Source organism: Streptomyces sp. HNM0574, from assembly GCF_012726235.1.
In the GTDB taxonomy this organism is placed as follows: Bacteria; Actinomycetota; Actinomycetes; order Streptomycetales; family Streptomycetaceae; genus Streptomyces.
This window is the reverse complement of the sequence record NZ_JAASAH010000022.1, coordinates 58,945-81,276: the sequence shown is the minus strand read 5'-3', so window position 1 is coordinate 81,276 and position 22,332 is coordinate 58,945. Positions and strand designations below refer to the sequence as shown.

General features: G+C 72.6%; 19 protein-coding genes. 9 read left to right on the top strand and 10 right to left on the bottom strand.

What is annotated here, in order from left to right:
- Nucleotides 1–61: 61 nt before the first annotated feature.
- Together HCC30_RS26765 and HCC30_RS26760 are read left to right on the top strand one after the other, a co-directional pair.
- On the top strand, nucleotides 62–1,450 hold the full coding sequence (locus HCC30_RS26765; RefSeq protein WP_169445471.1) for a cystathionine beta-synthase: 1,389 nt from the start codon (nucleotides 62–64) through the stop codon (nucleotides 1,448–1,450).
- A gap of 376 nt (nucleotides 1,451–1,826) precedes the next feature.
- Complete coding sequence (locus HCC30_RS26760) at nucleotides 1,827–2,684, top strand: MurR/RpiR family transcriptional regulator (protein ID WP_169445470.1); 858 nt, start codon at nucleotides 1,827–1,829, stop codon at nucleotides 2,682–2,684.
- A gap of 361 nt (nucleotides 2,685–3,045) precedes the next feature.
- Here HCC30_RS26760 and HCC30_RS26755 read toward each other — a convergent pair whose 3' ends face one another.
- From HCC30_RS26755 to HCC30_RS26745, 3 genes are all read right to left on the bottom strand, one after another.
- Nucleotides 3,046–3,660 carry a TIGR03086 family metal-binding protein gene (locus HCC30_RS26755; protein WP_169445469.1) on the bottom strand — a complete coding sequence of 205 codons (615 nt, stop codon included), beginning with the start codon at nucleotides 3,658–3,660 and terminating at the stop codon, nucleotides 3,046–3,048.
- A 10-nt stretch (nucleotides 3,661–3,670) separates the two neighbouring features.
- Nucleotides 3,671–4,063 carry a VOC family protein gene (locus HCC30_RS26750; protein ID WP_169445468.1) on the bottom strand — a complete coding sequence of 131 codons (393 nt, stop codon included), beginning with the start codon at nucleotides 4,061–4,063 and terminating at the stop codon, nucleotides 3,671–3,673.
- 79 nt (nucleotides 4,064–4,142) lie between these two features.
- Nucleotides 4,143–5,504, bottom strand: coding sequence for an APC family permease (locus HCC30_RS26745; protein ID WP_169445467.1), 1,362 nt, complete (start codon nucleotides 5,502–5,504; stop codon nucleotides 4,143–4,145).
- 198 nt (nucleotides 5,505–5,702) lie between these two features.
- Between HCC30_RS26745 and HCC30_RS26740 the strand changes: the two genes are divergently transcribed.
- Nucleotides 5,703–6,191 (top strand): pyridoxamine 5'-phosphate oxidase family protein, encoded by a 489-nt coding sequence (locus HCC30_RS26740; RefSeq protein ID WP_240979931.1) that lies wholly within the window; start codon nucleotides 5,703–5,705, stop codon nucleotides 6,189–6,191.
- A gap of 65 nt (nucleotides 6,192–6,256) precedes the next feature.
- Nucleotides 6,257–6,712: a MarR family winged helix-turn-helix transcriptional regulator gene (locus HCC30_RS26735; protein ID WP_169445465.1), complete on the top strand. Its 456-nt coding sequence runs from the start codon at nucleotides 6,257–6,259 to the stop codon at nucleotides 6,710–6,712.
- 973 nt (nucleotides 6,713–7,685) lie between these two features.
- Here the strand turns inward: HCC30_RS26735 and HCC30_RS26730 are convergent.
- Nucleotides 7,686–9,017, bottom strand: a complete 1,332-nt coding sequence (locus HCC30_RS26730) for a diaminopimelate decarboxylase (RefSeq protein ID WP_169445464.1) — start codon at nucleotides 9,015–9,017, stop codon at nucleotides 7,686–7,688.
- 182 nt (nucleotides 9,018–9,199) lie between these two features.
- Here HCC30_RS26730 and hutU point away from each other — a divergent pair, with 182 nt between their 5' ends.
- From hutU to hutI, 4 genes are read left to right on the top strand one after another with little or no spacing between them, the layout of a single operon-like run.
- Nucleotides 9,200–10,879 carry a urocanate hydratase gene (hutU, locus tag HCC30_RS26725; protein ID WP_169445463.1) on the top strand — a complete coding sequence of 560 codons (1,680 nt, stop codon included), beginning with the start codon at nucleotides 9,200–9,202 and terminating at the stop codon, nucleotides 10,877–10,879.
- A gap of 56 nt (nucleotides 10,880–10,935) precedes the next feature.
- On the top strand, nucleotides 10,936–12,126 hold the full coding sequence (locus HCC30_RS26720) for an allantoate amidohydrolase (protein WP_169445492.1): 1,191 nt from the start codon (nucleotides 10,936–10,938) through the stop codon (nucleotides 12,124–12,126).
- Complete coding sequence (locus HCC30_RS26715) at nucleotides 12,114–13,478, top strand: formimidoylglutamate deiminase (protein WP_169445462.1); 1,365 nt, start codon at nucleotides 12,114–12,116, stop codon at nucleotides 13,476–13,478. Before HCC30_RS26720 ends, HCC30_RS26715 begins: the two co-directional genes overlap by 13 nt.
- Before the next feature lie 60 nt (nucleotides 13,479–13,538).
- On the top strand, nucleotides 13,539–14,714 hold the full coding sequence (gene hutI, locus HCC30_RS26710) for an imidazolonepropionase (RefSeq protein ID WP_169445461.1): 1,176 nt from the start codon (nucleotides 13,539–13,541) through the stop codon (nucleotides 14,712–14,714).
- Nucleotides 14,715–14,788: 74 nt separating this feature from the next.
- Here the strand turns inward: hutI and tgmC are convergent, their stop codons facing one another.
- From tgmC to HCC30_RS26685, 5 genes are all read right to left on the bottom strand, one after another.
- Nucleotides 14,789–15,913: an ATP-grasp peptide maturase system methyltransferase gene (gene tgmC, locus HCC30_RS26705; RefSeq protein WP_169445460.1), complete on the bottom strand. Its 1,125-nt coding sequence runs from the start codon at nucleotides 15,911–15,913 to the stop codon at nucleotides 14,789–14,791.
- Nucleotides 15,914–15,915: 2 nt separating this feature from the next.
- The gene (gene tgmB, locus HCC30_RS26700) at nucleotides 15,916–16,866 is read right to left on the bottom strand and encodes an ATP-grasp ribosomal peptide maturase (protein ID WP_169445459.1); all 951 of its coding nucleotides are present in this window, start codon (nucleotides 16,864–16,866) and stop codon (nucleotides 15,916–15,918) included.
- Nucleotides 16,867–16,877: 11 nt separating this feature from the next.
- A complete protein-coding gene (gene tgmA, locus HCC30_RS26695; protein ID WP_346776828.1) occupies nucleotides 16,878–17,141 on the bottom strand; it encodes a putative ATP-grasp-modified RiPP in 264 nt (87 codons plus the stop codon).
- 399 nt (nucleotides 17,142–17,540) lie between these two features.
- Nucleotides 17,541–17,789 carry a hypothetical protein gene (locus tag HCC30_RS26690; protein ID WP_240979922.1) on the bottom strand — a complete coding sequence of 83 codons (249 nt, stop codon included), beginning with the start codon at nucleotides 17,787–17,789 and terminating at the stop codon, nucleotides 17,541–17,543.
- Between the two features lie 94 nt (nucleotides 17,790–17,883).
- Nucleotides 17,884–19,119, bottom strand: coding sequence for a helix-turn-helix transcriptional regulator (locus tag HCC30_RS26685; RefSeq protein WP_169445458.1), 1,236 nt, complete (start codon nucleotides 19,117–19,119; stop codon nucleotides 17,884–17,886).
- A gap of 363 nt (nucleotides 19,120–19,482) precedes the next feature.
- Between HCC30_RS26685 and HCC30_RS26680 the strand changes: the two genes are divergently transcribed.
- Nucleotides 19,483–20,577 (top strand): methyltransferase domain-containing protein, encoded by a 1,095-nt coding sequence (locus HCC30_RS26680; protein WP_346776827.1) that lies wholly within the window; start codon nucleotides 19,483–19,485, stop codon nucleotides 20,575–20,577.
- Nucleotides 20,578–20,650: 73 nt separating this feature from the next.
- Here the strand turns inward: HCC30_RS26680 and HCC30_RS26675 are convergent, their stop codons facing one another.
- Complete coding sequence (locus HCC30_RS26675) at nucleotides 20,651–22,318, bottom strand: APC family permease (protein WP_346776826.1); 1,668 nt, start codon at nucleotides 22,316–22,318, stop codon at nucleotides 20,651–20,653.
- Between the last annotated feature and the right edge of the window lie 14 nt (nucleotides 22,319–22,332).

Sequence of the window (22,332 nt, the reverse complement as noted above, 5' to 3'; positions counted from 1 at the left end):
TGCGCAATATGGTGACGGTACGGGTATGCATCGACGCTGCCCACGGACACGCGGAGACCACGTGCAGTATCACGAGTCCATGATCGAGCTGGTCGGCAACACCCCGCTGATCAAGCTGAACAGCGTCACAGAGGGTATTCGGGCGACCGTTCTCGCGAAGGTCGAATACTTCAATCCCGGTGGATCGGTGAAGGACCGGATCGCGCTGAGGATGATCGAAGCAGCCGAGGCGTCGGGCGAGTTGCAGCCCGGCGGCGTGATCGTCGAGCCGACGTCGGGCAACACCGGCGTGGGGCTGGCGATCGTCGCGCAGCAGAAGGGGTACCGCTGCCTCTTCGTCTGCCCGGACAAGGTGTCGACGGACAAGATCAACGTCCTTCGTGCCTACGGCGCCGAGGTCGTCGTCTGCCCGACGGCCGTCGATCCGAGTCACCCGGATTCCTACTACAACGTGTCGGACAGGCTGGTCCGGGAGACCCCCGGTGCCTGGAAGCCGGATCAGTACAGCAACACCAACAACCCCAGGTCGCACTACGAGACCACGGGGCCCGAGCTGTGGCAGCAGACCGAGGGGCGGATCACGCACTTCGTCGCCGGGATCGGCACCGGCGGCACGATCTCGGGCACCGGCCGGTACCTGAAGGAGGTCAGCGACGGCCGCGTCCAGGTCGTCGGCGCCGACCCCGAGGGTTCGGTCTACAGCGGCGGTTCGGGGCGCCCCTACCTGGTCGAGGGCGTGGGCGAGGACTTCTGGCCGGACGCCTACGACCGGAACGTCACCGACCGGATCGTCGGCGTCTCCGACAAGGACTCCTTCCAGATGACCCGGCGGCTGGCCAAGGAGGAGGGCCTGCTCGTCGGCGGCTCCTGCGGAATGGCCGTCGTCGGCGCGCTGGAGGTCGCCCGCGGTCTCGGCCCGGACGACGTGGTGGTCGTGCTGCTGCCGGACAGCGGCCGCGGCTACCTGAGCAAGATCTTCAACGACGACTGGATGAACGACTACGGGTTCCTGGAGGAGGGCGAGGAGACCGTCGTCCGGGTCGGGGACGTGCTCCGGTTCAAGGAGGGGCCGCTGCCCTCGCTGGTCCACATGCACCCGGAGGAGACCGTCGGCGAGGCCGTGGACGTGCTGCGCGAGTACGGCGTCTCGCAGATGCCGGTGGTCAAGCCGGGGGCCGGGCACCCGGACGTGATGGCGGCCGAGGTCGTCGGTTCGGTCGTCGAACGGGAGCTGCTGGACGCGCTGTTCGCGCAGCGGGCCGGGCTGGGCGATCCGCTGGAGAAGCACATGAGCGAGCCGCTGCCGCACGTCGGCTCCGGCGAGACGGTCGGCGACCTGATGCCGGTGCTGGAGAACGCGGACGCGGCGGTCGTCCTCGCCGAGGGCAAGCCGGTCGGCGTCGTCAGCCGGCAGGACCTGCTGGCCTACCTGGCCCGCGAAGGGAAGTGAGCCGCCGGGGCCCAACGGCCGCTCCTGACCTGGTAGTTCGGTCGGCGGAGGGGCTGATTCCGGTCCGGTGCCCAGGAGTTCCCACACGTCACGGTGCGGAAAGGCGGGGTTAACATCCGTCCGGCATCGTGAGTTTTGCAAGGCGTCGAGCGCTTCCGGAGCGGCTCCCGGATCTCGGACGCCGGACACGCGCCCCGCTCACGGAGGCGGACGTGTCCAGGCGGGGACCGCCGTCGTCCCGCCTCTGGTGCCACGCACCGGGGTGCGGCGGTCCCCGCCCTTCCCCGCCCTCCCGGATTTTCCGCGCTGCATATCGTCATGCATAGTCGTGACGTCGTGAATAAGTGACGTCGTGGACCAGCGCGAGGAGGACGGGATGAGCAGCGCGAGCGCCCGGTTGCTGCGGCTCTTCGAGGGGCACCGGCTGACGCCGACGCAGCGCCGGATCGCCCACTGCATGGTGCGCCGCGCGGGCGACGCGCCGTTCCTCTCCAGCGTCGAGCTCGCCGAACTCGCCGGCGTCAGCCAGCCGTCCGTGACCCGCTTCGCCGTCGCGCTCGGCTTCGACGGCTACCCGGCGCTCCGCAAGCATCTGCGGGACAACGCGCCCGAGGCGGGCGCCCCGGCGCCGGAGGCGGCGGGCGGCGGCGCGGCCGACGCGTACAACGAGTACCAGCAGGCCGTGCACGCCGAGATCGACAACCTGCGGCACCTCGCCGCCACCCTCGCCGACCCCACCCCCGTCGAACGCGCCGGACGGCTGCTCGCCGCCTCCCGGCCGCTGCCCGTCCTCGGGCTGCGCGCCGCCTCGGCGCAGGCCGCCGGGTTCAGCTACTTCGCGGCGAAGGTCCACCCCGACGTGCGGCTGCTGGACGAGGGCGGCACGATGCTCCGCGACCGGATCGACGCCTGTGCCCGCGCCGGTGCCGAGGCGCTGATGTGCTTCGCACTGCCCCGGCACCCGCGCGAGGTCGCCGAGGCGCTCGGGTACGCGCGGGACGCGGGGCTGCGGGTGGTCACCGTCGCCGACAGCGCCTTCGCGCCCGTCGCGCACCCCGAGGACCTGCTGCTGCCCGCCGCCGTCGGCACCGGACTCGCCTTCGACACGGCCTGCGCGCCGATGCTGCTCGGGCGGGTCCTGCTGGAGGCGATGTGCGACGGGCTGCCGGAGGCGCAGGCGCGGCTGGAGGAGTTCGACGTGCGGGCCGTCGAGCTGGGGCTGTTCCTGGACTGAGGAGCCGGTCTCCCGGTGTTCCCCGACGTGCGGTGAGGGGGCGGCGCCTGTGGGTGCGTTGCCGGGTGCGGGTGCGGGTGCGGGTGCGGGTGCGGGTGCGTGTGCGGGTGCGGGTGCCGGTGCGTGGCGGTCGTTTGCGCAGTTCCCCGCGCCCCTTGTGGGGTGTCCGTGCGTCTGCGGGTGCGGGTGCGTGGTGGGTTTTGCGCGGTTCCCCGCGCCCCTGGGGGTGCTTCTGTCCGTGTGCGGTCGGGTGCCGGTGCGCGGTGGCTGGTCGCGCAGTTCCCCGCGCCCCCTGGGGGGTGTCGGGTGCGGGCGCGTGGTGGCTCGCGCCCCCTGTGGGGGCTGCGAACTGCTCTGCGGGTCAAGGGTGTTGGGGGTCCCGTACCGGATGCCGCGGGTCGCGGCCGAGGAAGGCGATGAGGCGGTCGCTGGGGTCGGCCTCGGCCGGGACGGTCACGGGTGGGGCGAACAGCGGGGGTCTGGCGTACGGCGCGGGTACCAGCTGCCGGGCGGTGCGCAGCAGCGCCGTCGCCAGGCGGGGCGGGACGGGCCGGGGCAGTCCGGCGGCCTGCGCGATGTCCCAGGCGTGCACCGCGATCTCCAGCGCGCCGGTGCGGACCACGGCGGCCGCCGTCAGCGGCAGGTCCGCCACCTCGACGAAGCCGCCGGGCCCGCCCGCGCAGATCTCCAGCAGCCGGGTCGCCCGCAGCCGGAAGACCTCGGCCGGATCGGTCCGACTGCCCGCCTCCGTCCGGTCGTTCGGACCGGCGGGCAGCGGGACGCGGCCGTCGCCGAGGCCCTCGCTCAGGGCGGTGAGGGAGTCGTTGGTGTGCCGCAGCAGCGCCTCCAGGTCCCACCGGCGGCACGGCGTCGGGGCCGTCAGCACCGCGCGCGTGACCGGACGGACGGCGCACAGCGCGTAGCCGACGGCCCGCTCCAGCAGCGCGGTGTCGGTCTCCGGGAGCAGCCTCCGCATGCCTCCCCGCTCAGTCCTGGCCGTCGATCTGCATGAACTGCGCGTAGTTGCCGTCCGGGTCCTCGAAGGTGCCGACCCAGAAGCCGTAGTCCGAGTGCTCGACGGGACGGATCCAGCGGGCCCCGAGCTCGTTCAGCCGGGCCTCGGCGGCGCGGATGTCGCGGACGGTGATGTTGAGCAGGTGGCGTCCCGGCTCGATGCCCTGGCCGGCGATGTCGTCCCGGTGGTCGAAGCCGATGTACATGCCGTCCGCGAGGTTGAGCATGTGCTCCTCCCACCGGGCGCCGAGCGGCTCCAGGAGGGTGCGGTAGAAGGCCGCGAGCCGGTCGGGGTCGGTGCTGCCGACGACGATGCCGCAGGTCCCGAGCAGGCTGTCCGTGCCGGTGTGCGCTTGTGTGGTCATGTCCGTGCTCCTCCGCGCTCGTGCCGGCCCGGGGCCGGCGGGTCCGTACACGGGTGGGGACCCGGCGCGGCACGGAAACTCATCGCGCGCGCAGCCGCATCCCCAGCCTGTTGAGGAACCACAGCGCGATCCCGATCAGGAGCAGCACGCCCGCGCGGACGTACACGTCGGCGCCGCGTTCGGCCAGCGGGCTGGCCAGCGCGAGCGCGGTGACGGCGCCGAGGACGGGCAGCGCCGTCGGGGCGCGGAAGTGCGGGTGCGCCACGCGGTCCCGGCGCAGCACCAGCACCGTGACGTTGACCAGCGCGAACACGCACAGCAGCAGGAACGAGGTGGTGTCCCCGAGCCCGGCGATCTCCCCGGTGGCGACCAGCCCGACGGCCAGCAGCGAGACGAACACGATCCCGGTCACCGGGGTGCGGCGGCCGGGCAGGACGCGGCCGAGCGCCGTGGGCAGGATGCCCTCGTTGGCCATGCCGTAGCAGAGCCGGGAGGCCATCATCAGGTTGATCAGCGCTGAGTTGGTGACCGCGAACAGCGCGATGAGCGCGAAGAGTTGCGGCGGGAACGCGACCCCGCCCGCCTTGACGACCTCCAGCAGCGGACCGCTGGACCGCTCCAGCGTCCCGGGGTCGACGAGCAGTGAGGAGACGAGCGCGACGAGCACGTAGACCGTGCCCGTGACGGCGACGCCGATGAACAGGGCGCGGGGGAAGGCGCGGGCCGGATTCCTGGTCTCCTCGGCCATGTTGACCGAGTCCTCGAAGCCGACGAAGGCGAAGAAGCCGAGCGCGGTGGCGCCCATCAGGCCCGTCAGCACCGCCGTCGACGTGTCGCCCGAGGTCTCCAGTTGGGTCAGTCGCGAGGGATCGCCGCCGCCGGTCAGCACCGCGTACGCGCCGATGCCGATGATCACCAGCAGCCCGGAGACCTCGACCAGGGTCAGCACCACGTTCGTCTTCACCGACTCGGACACGCCCCGCAGGTTCAGCGCCGCGAGCGCCGCCACGAACAGCACGGCGACGAGGGTGAGCGGCAGGTCCACGAACGCCGCCAGGTAGTCGCCGCCGAAGGCGAGGGCGGCGGCGCTGGCCGAGGACAGCCCCGAGCAGACCACCATGAAGGCGACCACGAAGGTCAGGAACGGCATCCGGAACGCCCGCTGCGTGTACAGCGCCGCACCCGCCGCGCGCGGGTACTTGCCGACCAGCTCGGCGTAGCTCGCCGCGGTCAGCAGCGCGACGACGAAGCCGATCAGGAACGGCAGCCACAGCGCGCCGCCGACCTTGCCCGCGACCTTGCCGGTGGTGGCGTAGATGCCGGTGCCGAGGATGTCGCCGATCACGAAGAGGATCAGCAGCCGGGTGCCGAGCACGCGCTTGAGCGGCGTCCCGCCCTCGTCGGCGGCGGTCTTCCCGGTGTCCTCACCCTGCTCGGCCATGGCAGGTGCGTTCCCCGCCGCCGAGATCGTTACCGCGCGCGCCCGCCGTCCGTGATGACAGCGGGCGCCGCGCGCGGTCCCATCGAGTCAGGGACGCGGACGAGCAGACCCGAGGAGCAGACCGTGAACCGCACGTCACAGGCCCCGGAACCGCAGCGGCAGACCTCGTCGCCCGGCACCGTCGCGCCCGTCGCGACGCTGGACACCCGCTACAGCGACCCGGGCGCCGCGCCCACCCGCTGGGACGAGGCCCGGCGCAGACTGGCCGCGGCCCAGGTGTTCTGGCTGTCGACCGTACGGCCCGACGGCCGGCCGCACGTGACCCCGCTGCTGACCGTCTGGCAGGACGACGCCCCGCACTTCTGCACCGGGCCCGGGGAGCGCAAGGCCGCGAACCTCGCCGCGAACCCGCACGCGGTCCTGACCTGCGGTGACAGCAGGCTGGACGCGGGTGAGGACCTCGTCGTCGAGGGCACGGCGGTACGGGTCACCGACGAGGAGCGGCTGCGGCGGCTGGCGGCCGTCTGGGCGGAGAAGTACGGCCCGGACTGGCACTTCGACGTCCGGGGCGGCGCCTTCCGGCACTCCGGCGGCGAGGGCGAGGCGCTGGTCTTCGCCCTCGTCCCGTCCGTCGCCTTCGGCTTCCGCAGGGGCGAGGCGGCCCAGACCCGGTGGCGCTTCCCTTGACTTCACGTGCACTTCACCTTCTACGGTCCTGGAGACCGGCCGACGACGAAGGGGAGTTGAGCACCATGGAGTACTCGCACGACGACGAGGGCCTCGCCGGCCAGCCGATCGGCTACTGGTCCGGCGCGGCCGCGAAGGCGATCGTGGGCCACATCCGGGACGCCCTCGCCGGGTACGGGCTGACCCAGCCGCAGTGGTGGGTGCTGAACCAGGCCGCCGAGGCCGGCCCCGCGGGCTGCGACCGCGCCACCATGCTCCGCACCCTCGGCGGCTACCCCGGCCCCGGCGACGACCTGGAGGCCGACACCGACGCCCTCATCACCCGCGCCCTCCTCACCCCCGACGGCCCCCGCCTCCGCCTCACCCCCGAAGGCGCCACCCTCCACGACGAAGTCGCCACCCGCCAGGACGAGTTGCGCGCCCGCATCCACGCAGGCATCCCGAACGAGGAGTACGTCATCGCACTCAAGGTGCTCCAGCGGATGATTGCCAATGTGGGGGGTTCGGCTTGGCACCACTGAGGAGGGTGGGGCGTCGCGGGGCGCGGGGGTGCTGGGGCTGGCCGCGCCCTTTCGGGGGTGCTCGTGAGCCGTCGGCCGGCTGCGCGTTCGGAGGGGCTCGCGTGCGGGGAGCACTTCGGGGAAGCCCCACGCCCCTTCGGAAGCGGGGGACCACCCCCGCACGCGCGGGGAGCACAGTTCGTGACCTGTGGGTTTACTGGGCGGGGGCCATGCGTTCGGCAGCTTTTGGGGAATTGCGCAAAGAGGGCCTTTCGGTCATCGCGGGCTGGGTCACCCGCGAGAGCGTCGGGCGGTGACCGGGGGTACCGAACGGACGATAGTCGGCTGTCCGGTGAAGTGTCGCCCGCTCGCGAGAAGTTGGAACGTGTGGCCAGCCAAAGCCTTCGGGTGGCCACGTCGCCTCATCGGCAGGATCCCGCACGCGCAGGGAATGCGGCCCCAGCGTTCCGAACTGTGCCCATGCTCGGGGTCAACCCCGCATACGCGGGGAGTGCCGGTCCGGCTACTACACCCGCAGCGAGGACGCGGGGTCACCCGCGCAAGTGCGGGGAGCGCCGAGCAGAGCTGGATGACGGCACCACGAACTCGGGACCACCCCGAGGCCCCGCCGGTCATCGACTACGGCCAGGGGCCACCCCCGCACGCGCGGGGAGCACCCGGGAACGGGCCCTGGTGTGCCGGGAGTTGGGGGACCACGCCCGCACGCGCGGGGGGCACATCGAGCCGAGCGTCGCACCAGAGGTGACGACGGGACCACCCCCGCAAGCACGGGGACCACAGTTCCCGGCCTGTGATGCTAGCGAGCGTGAGCCGCGCTTTCGGCAACTTCCGGGCAATCGGGCAAAGCGCACCCATCAGTCATGGCGGGGCAGTTAAGGCGGCCCCCGCCCGGACGATACCCCTGCCCGGCGAAGTCCCCCCTGACCCACCCCAGTTGAGGCACCAGACCGAAAGGCCCCCCGGCGCCGCCCCCTCAGCCCCCCGACTCCCGCACCATCTCCTCCACCGTCTGTGGCGCCCGCACCGTCGAGAAGTGGACGTCGTCGGGCGACGTCGTGAAGGCGTAAACCCCCGGGCGGAGGAGGGAGTTGTAGGTGAAGGGGGTGGAGAAGTAGTAGGCGCCGGTGTCGAGGAGGGTGATGTGGTCGCCGGGGGTGAGGGGTGGGAGGGGGCGGGCGTGGGCGGTGAGGTCGCCGGTGAAGCAGCAGGGGCCCGCGATGTCCTGGGGGACGGGGTCGCCGGTGAGGGGGTGGCCGTCGGGGTCGTAGGGGGCGACGCGGAGGGGCCAGGAGTCGGGGGCGAAGACGGTGCGGACGGCGAGCTGGGCGCCGGCGTGGGTGACGGCGATCCGGCGGCCGCCCGCCGTCTTGGTGTACTCGACGCGGGCGAGGACCGTCCCGGCCTTCGCGGTCAGCGCCCGGCCGAACTCGGTGACCAGCCCGTACCGCCCGTCGAACAGGCCGGGGGCGGTGCGCGCGAGGAGCCGGGCGTAGGCGCCGAAGGCGGGGGGCTCGTCCGAGGTGAAGTCGACGGGGAGGCCGCCGCCGAGGTCGAGGACGCGTACGCGCGGGGTTCCGGCGGCCGCGTTGATCTCCTCGGCCAGCTCGTAGACCTCGCGGACGCCCTCGGCCATGAGGTCCAGCGGGACGCCCTGGGAGCCGCTGTGCACGTGCAGCCGGGTCAGCCAGGGGCGGTCGAGGAAGGCGCGGACGAGCCACTCGCGCGCACCCGGGTCGCGCAGTCCGACGCCGAACTTGGACGTGGCCGTCGCGGTGCTCATCGCCCCGATCGAACCCCCGCCGACCTGCGGGTTCACCCGTAGTCCGAGCCGGAGTGACTCCTCGGCCCGGCCGGGTACGAGCGCGTCGAGGCGGTGCAGTTCCTGCGGGTTGTCGGCGTTGACGGCGATGCCGAGGTCGAGGGCCTCGCGGAGCTCGGCGGGGGTCTTGGCGGGGGAGTCGAGGACGGTGTGCCGGGCCGGAACCCCGGCGGCGCGGGCCAGCGCCAGTTCGCCGGGGCTGGCGGTCTCGCAGCCGATGCCCTCCCCGGCGAGCAGCCGGAGCACGGGCACGAGCGAGGCGGCCTTCACGGCGAAGGTGTGCAGCACCTCCTGGCCGGGGGCGGTCACCTCGTCGAAGGCGGTGCGCAGCGCGGCCGCGGCGTCGCGGACGGTGCGCACGTCGAGCAGTGCGGCGAGCGGCTGCCCGTCCTCCGTCACCAGGCCCTGGCGGACGGCGGCCGCCACGGCGAGGTCGCGGCGGGCGGCGGGGCCGGTTCCGGGGGCGGGGGAGTCGGTGGCGTCCATGGGGCCAGCGAAGCACGGAACCGGGGGCGGCGGGCGCGTACGGCCGGACTGTCCGGGGGTGAGGGAGGCCCTGTTGACTAGCTCTATTCACTCCGTAGAGTGTGTGAATAGTTGAATCCAGGGCGGCACATCGAGGTACCCGAGGCACAGCAGCGCACCACGCGATCCAGGGAGGCAGGGCCATGGCAGGACCGCGACCCGTGAGTGCCCCGCGCGGGAGCCGGATCAGCGCCCGGGGGTGGCCGCAGGAGGCCGCCCTCCGGATGCTCATGAACAACCTCGACCCCGAGGTCGCCGAACACCCGGACCAGCTGGTCGTCTACGGCGGCACCGGCAAGGCCGCCCGCGACTGGCGCTCCTTCGACGCCATGGTGCGCACCCTGAAGACCCTCGGCGACGACGAGACGCTGCTCGTGCAGTCCGGCAAACCGGTCGGCGTGCTCCGCACGCACGAGTGGGCGCCCCGCGTCCTGCTCGCCAACTCCCACCTCGTCGGCGACTGGGCGAACTGGGAGGAGTTCCGCCGCCTCGAAGCCCTCGGGCTCACCATGTACGGCCAGATGACGGCCGGTTCGTGGATCTACATCGGCACCCAGGGCATCCTCCAGGGCACCTACGAGACCTTCGCCGCCGTCGCCGCCTCGCTCGCCTCCCGGGGCGTCACCGACCAGCCGTCCCTCGCCGGGACGATCACGCTCACCGCCGGACTCGGCGGCATGGGCGGCGCCCAGCCGCTCGCCGTGACCATGAACGGCGGCGTGGCCCTCTGCGTCGAGTGCGACCCGTCCCGCATCGAGCGGCGCATCGCGCACGGCTACCTCGACGTCCGCGCGCACAGCCTCGACCACGCCCTGGAGCTGGTCACCCGGGCCCGCGACGAGCGCCGTCCGCTGTCCGTCGGGCTGCTCGGGAACGCCGCCGAGATCCTGCCGCGCCTCCGGGCGGCGGACGCGCCGGTCGACGTCGTCACCGACCAGACCTCGGCCCACGACCCGCTCTCCTACCTCCCCGCCGGAGTCGCCTTCGAGGACATGGCGGCGCTCGCCGCCGAGCGGCCCGCCGAGTTCACCGAGCGGGCCCGCGAGTCCATGGCCCGGCACGTCGAGGCGATGGTCGGCTTCCAGGACGCGGGCGCCGAGGTCTTCGACTACGGCAACAGCATCCGCGGCGAGGCCCGACTGGCGGGCTACGGCCGCGCGTTCGACTTCCCCGGCTTCGTCCCCGCCTACATCCGCCCGCTGTTCTGCGAGGGCAGGGGCCCGTTCCGCTGGGCCGCGCTCTCCGGCGACCCGGCGGACATCGCCGCCACCGACCGCGCCCTGCTCGACCTCTTCCCCGGCAACGCCTCGCTGGCCCGCTGGCTCACCCTCGCCGGTGAGCGCGTCCACCACCAGGGCCTGCCCGCGCGGATCTGCTGGCTCGGCCACGGCGAACGGCACCTCGCGGGGCTGCGGTTCAACGAGATGGTGGCCTCCGGCGAGCTGTCCGCGCCGCTGGCGATCGGCCGGGACCACCTGGACTCGGGCTCGGTGGCCTCCCCGTACCGCGAGACGGAGTCGATGCTCGACGGCTCCGACGCGATCGCCGACTGGCCGCTGCTGAACGCCCTGGTCAACACCGCCTCCGGCGCCTCCTGGGTCTCCCTGCACCACGGCGGCGGCGTCGGCATGGGCCGCTCGATCCACGCCGGGCAGGTGTGCGTCGCCGACGGCACCGAGCTCGCCGCGCGGAAGCTGGAGCGGGTGCTCACCAACGACCCGGCCACCGGCGTCATCCGGCACGTCGACGCCGGGTACGAGCGCGCTGCCGAGGTGGCCCTGGAGCACGGAGTACGGGTACCGATGCGCGAGGAGAACGAGTGACGGCAGTGCAGCAGGACCGCAAGCTCCCGGCGGGCGAGCCCGACGGCTTCCACCGCATGTGGCGCGAACTCGCCCCCGTCGGCCGCGACTCGGGCTCCGGCGGCTACCGCCGCTACGCCTGGACCGGCGCCGACGCCGACTGCCGCGCCTGGTTCCGCGAGCAGGCCGAGGCACGCGGACTCGCCTACGAGGTCGACCGCAACGGCAACCAGTGGGCCTGGCTCGGCGACCCGGCCGCGGGCGACGCCGTCGTCACCGGCTCGCACCTCGACTCCGTCCCCGACGGCGGCGCCTTCGACGGCCCCCTCGGCGTCGTCTCCGCGCTCGCCGCCGTCGACGAGCTGCGCGCGCGGGGCCACGCCCCCCAACGCCCCCTCGGCATCGTCAACTTCGGCGACGAGGAGGGCGCCCGCTTCGGCCTCGCCTGCGTCGGCTCCCGCCTCACCGCGGGCGTCCTCGACCCGGCGCGCGCCCGCGAACTCCGCGACGGCGACGGCGTCACCCTGGCCCTGGCCATGGAACGCGCCGGGTACGACCCGGACGCCCTCGGCCCCGACCCCGAACGGCTCGCCCGCATCGGCGCGTTCGTCGAGCTGCACATCGAACAGGGCCGCGCCCTCGCCGGCACCCCGCACCCCGTCGGCGTCGCCTCGGCGATCTGGCCGCACGGCCGCTGGCGCTTCGACTTCCACGGCGAGGCCAACCACGCGGGCACCACCCGCCTCGCCGACCGCCGCGACCCGATGCTCACCTACGCCGCCTCCGTCCTCACCGCACGCGAGCAGGCCGAACTCGCCGGAGCGCTGGCCACGTTCGCGAAGATCTCCGTCGAACCCAACGGCGTCAACGCCATCCCGTCCCTCGTCCGCGGCTGGCTCGACAGCCGCGCCGCCGACGAGGACACCCTCGCCGCGCTGGTCTCCGCCGTGGAGAAGGCCGCCGTCGCGCGCGGCCACGCCGACGGCGTCGAGGTGGCCGTCACCCGCGAGTCCTTCACCCCCGTCGTCGACTTCGACCACGGCCTGCGCGACCGGCTCGCCCGCGGCCTCGGCGGCGCCCCCGTCCTGCCCACCGGCGCGGGACACGACGCCGGAATCCTCTCCGGCGCCGTGCCGACCGCGATGCTGTACGTCCGCAACCCCACGGGCGTCTCGCACTCGCCCGCCGAGTCCGCCGAGGAGGACGACTGCGTGGCCGGAGTGCACGCCCTCGCCGACGCGCTGGAGGGCCTGACGTGCGGCAGCTGACCTACTGGTGCGAACACGCCCGGCTGGACGGCACCGTCGCGGAGGGCGTCACCCTCCACACCGCGCCGGACGGCACCCTCGCCGAGGTCCGCGCGGGCCAGGAGGTGCCCGACGGGGCCACCGTGCTGCGCGGGCTCACCCTCCCCGGCCTCGCCAACACCCACTCGCACGCCTTCCACCGGGCCCTGCGCGGCACCACCCAGACCGGCCGCGGCACCTTCTGGACCTGGCGCGAACTCATGTACCGGACGGCCGCCCGGCTCACCCCGGACAGCTACCACGCGCTCGCCCGCGCCGTGTACGCCGAGATGGCGCTGGCCGGGATCACCCGCGTCGGCGAGTTCCACTACCTGCACCACGCGCCCGGCGGCACCCGGTACGCCGACCCCAACGCCATGGGCGAGGCGCTCCTCGCCGCCGCCGCCGACGCGGGCCTGCGCATCACCCTCCTCGACACCGCCTACCTCGCCTCCGGCTTCGGCCCCGGCGGCACCGGCGCGCCCCCCGAGGAGCACCAGCTCCGCTTCTCCGACGGCACCGCGGACGCCTGGGCCGAGCGCGCCTCCGCCCTCGCCGACCGCGCCGCCGTCCTGCCGCACGCCCTCGTCGGCGCCGCCGTCCACTCCGTACGGGCCGTCCCCGCAGGGGAGTTGGCGGCCGTCGCCGGCTGGGCCGGGGAGCGCGGGGCCCCGCTGCACGTCCACCTGTCCGAGCAGACCGCCGAGAACGACGCCTGCCGCGCGGCGCACGGCCGTACCCCGGCCCGCCTCCTCGCCGACCACGGCGTCCTCGGCCCCCGCACCACCGCCGTGCACGCCACGCACCTCACCGACGAGGACGTCGCGCTGCTCGGCGGCACCGGCGCCGGTGTGTGCATGTGCCCCACCACCGAACGCGACCTCGCCGACGGCATCGGCCCCGCCGTCGCGCTCCAGCGCGCCGGCAGCCCGCTCTCGCTCGGCAGCGACAGCCACGCCGTCGTCGACCTGCTGGAGGAGGCCCGCGCCATGGAGCTCGACGAGCGCCTCCGCACCCGCACCCGCGGCCACTGGAGCGCCGACCAGCTGCTGCGCGCCGCCACCGAGGACGGGCACGCCGCGCTCGGCGCCCCCGGCGCCGGACGCCTCACCCCCGGCGCCCCCGCCGACTTCACCACGCTCGCCCTCGACTCCGTCCGCACGGCAGGGCCGCCGCCCGAACTCGGCGCCGAGACCGCCGTGTTCGCCGCGACAGCGGCCGACGTACGGCACACCGTCGTCGGCGGCCGCCACATCGTCCGCGACGGCGCCCACACCACCGTCCCCGACGTCGCCGGAGCCCTCCGCACGGCGATCACCGCCCTGCACACCTGACCCGTCCGCACCCCTCGATCCGCACCCACCGGCACCACCACCGCACCGCAAGAAGGACACATGACCACCACCCTCCTCACCGGCATCCGGACCCTCGTCACCAACGACCCCGCACTGGAAGGCGCCGAGGGCCCCCTCGGCCTGGTCGAGGACGCGGCCGTCGTCATCGAGGGCGAGCGCATCGCCTGGGCCGGACCCGCCGCACAGGCGCCTGCCGCGGACACGGCGCACGACCTGGGCGGACGCGCCGTCCTCCCCGGCTTCGTCGACTCGCACAGCCACCTCGTCTTCGCCGGTGACCGCACCGCCGAGTTCAACGCCCGCATGTCCGGCCGCTCCTACACGGCCGGCGGCATCCGCACCACCGTCGCCGCCACCCGCGCCGCGAGCGACGAGGAGCTGGCGGCCACCCTCGCCCGCTACATCGCCGAGTGCCGCCGCCAGGGCACCACCACCCTGGAGACCAAGTCCGGCTACGGCCTCACCGTCGAGCAGGAGGCCCGCGCCCTGCGCATCGCCTCCGAGCAGCTGGACGAGGTCACCTACCTCGGCGCGCACATCGTCGGCCCCGAGTACGCCGACGACCCGGACGCGTACGTCTCCCTCGTCGCGGGCGAGATGCTCCAGGCGTGCGCCCCGTACGCGCGCTGGGTCGACGTGTTCTGCGAGAAGGGCGCCTTCGACGGCGACCAGGCCCGCACCATCCTCACCGCGGGCGCGGCCCAGGGCCTCATCCCCCGCGTCCACGCGAACCAGCTCGGCCAGGGCCCCGGCGTCCAGCTCGCCGTGGAGCTCGGCGCGGCCTCCGCCGACCACTGCACGCACCTGAGCGACGCCGACGTCGACGCGCTCGGCCAGGCCGAGAACACCGTCGCGACGCTGCTGCCCGGCTGCGAGTTCTCCACCCGCGCCGTCTACCCGGACGCCCGCCGCCTGCTGGACGCGGGCGCCACCGTCGCCCTGTCCACGGACTGCAACCCGGGCTCCTCGTTCACCTCGTCCGTCCCGTTCTGCATCGCCATCGCCGTGCGCGAGATGGGCATGACCCCCGACGAGGCCGTCTGGTCCGCCACCGCAGGCGGCGCCCGGGCCCTCCGCCGCGACGACATCGGCCGCATCACCCCCGGCGCCTACGCCGACCTCACCACCCTCGACGCCCCCTCCCACGTCCACCTCGCCTACCGCCCGGGCGTCCCCCTGGTGGACGGCGTCTGGTACCGGGGGGTGCGGCAGTAACCGCCCTTCCGGCCCGAAACCACGAAGCCGCCGTCCCACAGGAGTTGGGGCGGCGGCTTTGTGGGTGGTTCTGCTCAGTCCCAGGTGAGCCACTGCCCTTCGGGGCCGACGTGCAGGTTCATGCGTTCAACGGCGGGCCGGCCGCCCTTCTCCCACTGGGTGACCTGCTGAGCGATGCCGTCCCACAAGCGTTCCGGTCCGCCCTGCCGGGCCAGCCAGCCGCCCTCCTCCTCGTACACCGACGCCCATGATCCGGCTTTGACGTCGAGGAAGATGTGCTCCGTGCGGCCGTTGCGCGGGAGCATGATGCGCTGCGTGCCAGGAGCTGCGAATTGTGCGACGAACCGGGGAGTCCACTCGTCCAGCACGTCGGCGCCGAGTTCCGTCTTCTCCGCCTTGCCCTCGTCGAGGTCGGGCAGCACCCCCAAGGGGGGCGCCTGGTGCGGGCGAGCGAGCATGAACGACACCTGCCCGCCCAGGACGGGGCCGCTGGCCGTGCCGTCGTCCGCGACAGTCAGGCGTACGAGTTCGGAGGCGCCCATCCACCCGACGACCGTGGCCAGGATCTCGCCGCCTGGCCGGGTCTGCGCGATCCACTCCGCGGGGATGGTGTGGACGCCGCAGGTGGCGATCACGTGGTCGTACGGGGCTCCGCCGTCGTGGCCACGTAGCCCGTCCCCTACGACCAGGTCGGGCCAGTAGTTCAAGCCGGCGAGGGCGACCCCGGCGCGGAAGGAGACCTCTTCGTCAACCTCGACCGAGGTCACCTGCTCGTCGCCGAGCACGTGGCTCAGCAGGGCGGTCGAGTAGCCGGTACCGGTTCCGATCTCCAGCACCTTCGCACCGGGCTTGGCCCCCAGCTCCTCCAGCATGCGCACGACCAGGCTCGGAAGCGTCGAGGAAGAGGTGGGCCGCTGTGCGATCCGTCCCTCGACTTCGCCGGGTACGACGGCCCCGGCCACCTGCGTCACCAGCGTGGCGTCTTCGTAGACGCGGCCAAGGGCGCCGTCCGAGTCGGCGGGGGGCATCGGCCGGTACCAGCCCCCGTCTTCGTACTCGAACCAGCCGCCCGCGAGGAACGCCTCGCGCGGCACGGCCAGGACTGCCGCCCCCCACTCAGGACTTCGCAATACGCCGGCCTCGGACAGCCGCCGCGCCAGGCCGGCTCGCTGTCCTTCGGATGACAAACTCTCGCTCACTGTCACTTCCCTTTCTCCAGTAGGTCGGCGATGGCGCGGGTGAGGGGAAGATCGGCGGCGGCTTCGAGCCACGCCCACTGCCCGTTCGGGTTGCACTCCAGGAACCACCACGAGCCGTCCGGGGCGACGGCGAAGTCGAAGGCCCCGTAGTTCAGGCCGAAAGCGTCGAGGAAGCGCAGGAGAGCGCGGCGTAACTCCGCGGGACAGCCCACGGACTCGTATTCGAGGCTCGTGTACTCGGCTCGCCAGTCCACGACGCCGGGCGGTGCGCTGATGCGCGCGCAGAAGACCTCTTCGCCGACGGCCACGGCACGGATGTCGGAGGTCTTCTCGACCTGGGCCTGGAAGAGGTGGGCGCATCGGCGCAGGGAGTCGTCGATCTCATGCGGCTTCACGGGGGCCGCCCAGATGCCTGCCGGTTCACCACCCACGTCGTAGGGTCCGGCGTGCAGCGGCTTGTAGAGGGTGGGCTGTTCGGCCGTGAACGCCTGTGCCTCGGCCGGTTCGTTGGTGATGAGCGTGCGCGGAACGTGGAGCCCGACGCGTACCGCCTCGGCGAGCTGGGCCGGCTTGTACTCGCCCCTCGCGATGGCTTGAGGGTGACTCAGGTAGAGGCAGTCCGGAAGTGCACCCAGCACGCCTCCGAGGCCGCGGCGGTTCTCCTGAGCGGCGAAGCGTGCCGCCTGCTCGCCCTCCCGGGGGTGCGTGTACGGGCTGGGGCGTCGGTGGTACAGCGCCCTCGCCTCGGCGAGGGCTGCCGCCCGCTCGCCCACGGACAGCTTCCCCTGCCACCCGCGCGGACCGGTGCAGGCCGACAGGCCGACCCGGTCCGGGAAATCCCGGCCCGGGTCGAACCGCAGGACGGGCACCCCGCGCCGGTTCAGCTCAGCGATCACGAGATCGGCAGTGGCGTCTTCGTATTCGGTCGCGACCAACACCGGGCGCCCGTCCATCAGTTACCCCCTCAGTCCTGCGACGCGTCGTGGCCGCTGTCGCCGTCCTGCTGTCCGTCCTTGCTGACCTGCGTGGGCGGGTAGGTGTTCACGGACGTGCCGTGCTTTCCGAGTTCGGCGGGCGTCATGACGCCGTCAGCGCCCACCCAACGGCCCGTCTGGGTTTCGGAGTCGATCCCCTCGTACCGCCAGGGGGAGGGTTCGCCATTGCGGAGGGGCGCCATGCGGTTCATGCCCCACGGGGTCAGGGATGCGGTGGTGGAGTTCCGGGTCACGGTTTCTCCTTCATGCGCCTGCTGACGCGAGGGCTTTCCCCGCGCCACCTTCACTTGCGCCCGTCCCGGCCGCGGGGCTCTGCCCACGTGCGATGGGGCGGGAGTTGATGGGGCCGCCCTGAACGGAGACGGGGGAGCCACGCCCGCGGAACGCGGGCCTTCGCTCAGGGCGACCCGGCTCAATACGTGGCGAGCGATGCGCCGACCACCAGGCCGCACGAGGCGGCGATGACGATGATGAACAGGACCCCCGCGTACCGGCCGACGAGTCGCCGGATCACGGCCGCATCCAGGTGCGCCAGGGGCGCGTGACGATCTCCCGGTACGTGAGATGCAGGGGGTTGCGGCCGGAGTTTTCGAGCGCCCACTCCTTGTGAACGAGGACCGCTCGGCGTCCGCTCACAGGCGCCTCTTCGTTGACCGCTCGTTCTGCACCGCCAAGAGAGCGCTGATCTCCTCTCGGGCGGTCAGGCGCTCGATCTTCTCGGGCCTGGCGTCCCACTCCCGGCCGCCGTTGAGCGGCCGGAGCTGGAGGTACGGGCCTTCGCTGCCCATCACCACGCCGACCTTGCCGTCGTGCTCGGGGTCTTTCGCCAGCGTGCCGTTGGGCACTTCCGTGGCGCCCGGCCTTCTGTCGGTGGTTGCCATGACCACGAACCTACGAGCACGCAGAGGCATGACCCAGACACGCGACGTGGCACTTACCTGGCTGTACGTCACGAAGTGCCACGTTGCGTTGTAGTTACCCGGTGACGCCCAGGTGAGAGGCCATGTCCCGCATGCCTGTGGTCAGCGTCCGCTTGCGCTTCGTCAGGATGTCCTCCATGACGTAGCGCGCCATCATCTGGTGCTTCAGCCACTCCGGCGAGGTCCGGCGGATGGAGTTGAGCTCATCCATCGCATCCTGGTGCGACCCCAGTCGGGCGTGAGCCTGGGCGACATCCAGCCGGTGCCGGTCCCAGTTGTTCGCGCTCGTCCGGCCGAAACGCTTCAACGCCTTTGCTCCGACCGGCCCTTCATCGGCTCGGCGGAGCACACCACGAGAATCCCCGATCAGCGCGAGGTCTTCGATGACCTTCGTCTCGGCCGTCACCGGCCCGAACGTGGTCCAGTGCTCGGGGAAGTTCACGTGCTCGGAGTCCAGGGCGCTGGCGGCCGTCGCCGTCATGCGTCGGGCCTCCCTCGCGACGTCCGGCCGGTTGTTCCGCACGGCCGCGGAGGCGGCACGCTGAAGAAGCTCACCCCACACGGCCAACTCACCTTGCGTGGCGCTGGAGATGCGCGGCTCGACCTCCGAGGCCGTCGTGGTGGCCAGACGTTCCGCTTCGTCGAAGCGGTCCTGCCTCAGGAGTAGCCATGCAAGGCCCACGACACCCGTGGCGGCCATGCCGGTCTTCCCCACCTCCCTGGCTTCCCTGATGCCCTGGGAGAGCGCGTGGTAGGCCATGTCGTACCGCCTGACCTGCGTCAGGAACTTACCTGCGAGCAGGAAGGCCCCTGCGCGCACGGCAGCGGCCTGCTGTCGAGCATCTTCATCCTCGGCGGTCACGACCGCGGCCTCGGAGGCGCTCAGGATGCCGGGGAGCTTCTTTGCGACGGAGTCGTAGCGGTCTGCGTGGTACAGGCTGTGCGCGTCGTCGATGTCGCGCTGAATCGCGGCCGGATCGACGGGCTGAGGTGGCTCCACCAGCACTTCGGACAGACCGACGGGCGGCATGAGCGCTCGTCTCAGCTCCGCGAGCCTGGGGCCGTCTCCTTCGGCTGCACGGACCGGGTCGGGGACTTCCGTTGCGAAGAGACTGGAGGTCGTGGTGCCGAGGGCCCGCGCGAGTGTGTGAAGGGTCTCGACCCTGGCGTCCCCGCCCTGCTCGACCTTGCGTACGACGCCCACGGACAGGTCGGCCTCTTCGGCAAGTTGCTCCTGGCTCCAGCCCATGCGGCGGCGATGATTCCGGACGTTCTCGGCAAGCGACGACATAAAATCACCTCCTTGCCAGCGTACGTTCCCTGGGAAAGCGAAAGCCCTGACCCGTGAAATTCCTGGACCTCTCCTCCAACGGCCGGGAGTTGGGCGAAGAGAGCGTGGAATTCAGCAGGCGGCTCCGCACGCCTACGAGAGCGCCGACCGCTCAACACCGCGTCCCGGAAACCCTGGTGCACACGGCCCTCCGTGAGGGTGGCGTACGCGACGAATCCACGGGAAGACCGGGAAGACGGACAAGGCGAAGGAGGAGCCCGCTGATGGGCAAGCATGGCGACGGAAAGGGCGGCGAGGAGGGCGACAAGAAGCAGTCGCCCCGGGAGTCGGACGGCAAGTGGCCGCCCGAGCGGAAGTAGCGCGGTGACCGGGCACGAAGACCTCGTCAGGGCGCTGAGGGGCAGGGGTGCCGTGCCGCCGGGCTGGGCGGATGCGGTGGCCGGGGTCGACCGGGGCCGGTTCGTGCCGGACCGGACGGAGAGCCTGGACCGCGCCCGTGACCCGGAGGAGTGGGCGCGGGCGGTCTACGACGACACGGCGATCGTGACCCGGACCGATGCGCACGGCGTTCCGGTCTCCAGCTCGTCCATGCCGTCCCTGATGCTGGAGATGCTCGCGCTGCTCGGCGTGCGGGAGGGGGATCGCGTACTGGAGATCGGGACCGGTACGGGGTACAACGCCGCGTTGCTGACGCACCGGCTGGGCGAGGCGCGGGTGGTGAGCGTCGAGAGCGCGTCCGAGGTGCTCGACGTGGCACGCGGGAGTCTGCACGGCTGCGGCATGCGGCCGCTCCTCGTGCCGGGCGACGGACTGCTGGGGCACCCCGAACGGGCCCCGTACGACGGCATCGTGGCCACCTGCACGCTCGGCGGTGTCCCGGCGGCCCTGCTGGAGCAACTCGCCGACGGCGGCAGGCTCGTCACCCCGTACGGCAACAGTTTCCACTCCTACAGCCTGCTGACGCTCACCAAGCGGGGGAGGGGAGGCACCGGACGGTTCTCCGGGAGTCCGGCGTTCATGTGGGCGGAGGCGCACCGCCCGTCCCGCCCGTTGATCCGCGAGGTCTACGACGGGCAGCCCGGCGAGATCGCCGGGACGGACATCGATCCGCGCACGCTGGAGGAGCCGGACGCACGCTGGTTCCTCTCCCGTTTCGTTCCCTTCGCCCGCCCGGTGCTGTACGAGGCGGAGGACGGCTCGGGGGAGGCCACGTACTGGCTGCTGTCCGACGATGCCCGTTCCTGGGCGACGGTCGAATACGTCCCGGGCCGCGAGGAGTTCGAGACCGAGCAGCACGGGGACCGCAGGCTGTGGGACGAGGTCGGGGACGCCCACGCGCGGTGGCTCGCCTTGGGCACTCCCGCGCGGGACCGGTTCGGCCTCACCTTCACCGGTGACGGTGCCGAGCCGGAGCTGTGGCTCGACGAGCCGGGGAATCCCGTCCGCCTCGCGGAGTGAGCCGCGTACGACGAAGGCGCCGCCCCGCACGAGTTGCGGGGCGGCGCCTTTTCGGTGACGTCGGAGCCGGGGGTCAGACCTTGGCCGGCTCGCGGGTGGCGTCGCCGGCCGGGGCGGGGTCCGGGCCGTCGTCGTCGGGGGTGCCGCCCCCGCCGTTCGGGCCGTTGTCGGAGGGGCCCTCGTCGGACTCGGCCTCGGCGGCCATTTCCTGTTCGATGCGTTCCAGGGACGGGTTGCGCCAGGCGCTGCGGACGCCCCAGAAGTAGAACAGCAGGCCCAGGGCGGCGACGACGGCGAGGTCCCAGCCGGGGGCCAGGTAGCCCTGGCCGCCGAACTCGGTGCCGCCGGCCCAGGAGGTGGCGGCCATCACCAGCAGGTAGGTCACGACCCACGCGCCGGCCTTGAGGTGCGGCTTGAGCTCGGCCCAGGGCTTGCGCAGCTCGTACCAGGCCCAGATCGGCAGGCCCACGGCCATGATCAGGATGACCTTGCCGGTGAGCGGCCAGCGGCCCCAGTAGAGGACCAGCGAGCCGAAGACCATCGCCAGCGGCGCGATGACCGGCATCGCCCGCAGCCGCACCGGACGGCCGAGCCCGGGCGACAGGCGCCGCAGGGACATCACGGCGACGGGACCGGTGATGTACGAGATGACGGTCGCGACGGACACGATCTCGGCGAGCGAGCCCCAGCCGCGGAAGACCGCGAGGAAGAGGAACGCGATGACGAGGTTGAGCACCAGCGCCGGGCGCGGGATGCCGGTCTTCTTGTCGACGCGGCCGAAGATGCCGGGCAGGTGCCCGTTCTCCTGCACGCCGTGGATCATCCGCGAGGTCGTCGCGGCGTAGATCATGCCGGTGCCGGAGGGCGAGATGAACGCGTCCGCGTACAGCAGCAGCGCCAGCCAGTTGAGGCCCCAGGCGAGGGACAGGTCGGCGAGCGGCGAGTCGTAGGCGAGGCCCGCCCAGCCGCCTGCGTCGTTCAGGTCGGCGGCCGGGACGGCGCCGAGGAAGGCGACCTGGAGGGCCAGGTAGATCAGCAGCGCGATGACGATGGAGCCGATGACGGCCTTCGGCAGCGAGCGGCCCGGCGTACGCGCCTCGGCGGCCATGTTGATCGGCGACTGGAAGCCGTTGTACGCCCAGACGATGCCGGAGACGGCGACGGCGGTGAAGACGGCGCTCCAACCGTTGGGCGCGAAGCCGCCGTTGTCCTTGATGTTGCTGGTGTCGAAGTGCGCGGCGATGAGCGCGCCCGCCGTCAGGATCGGTACGACGACCTTGAAGACGGTGATCGCGGTGTTCGTCTTGGCGAACAGGGTGATCGCGAACCAGTTGAGGAAGAAGTAGAAGACGAGCAGCACGCTTGCGAGCGCGACGCCGCTGCCGGTCAGCTCCTTCCCGTCGAACAGTCCCTGTGCCCAGTCGAAGGACCAGGAGCTCATGTACTGGACGGAGGCCGTGGCCTCCCCGGGTATGACGGAGACGATCGCGATCCAGTTGGCCCAGGCGGCGAGGTAGCCGGCGAGCGAACCGTGCGAGTACTGGCCGTAGCGGACCATGCCGCCCGCCTTGGGGAACATCGCGCCGAGTTCGGTGTACGTGAGCGCGATGGTCAGCGCCACGACGGCGCCGATGACCCAGGCCAGGATGGCGGCCGGGCCTGCGATGGCTGCGGCGCGTTCGGCTCCGAAGAGCCAGCCGGAACCGATGATGGATCCGAGGCCGGTGGCGGTGAGTGCCACGGTGCCCAGAGACC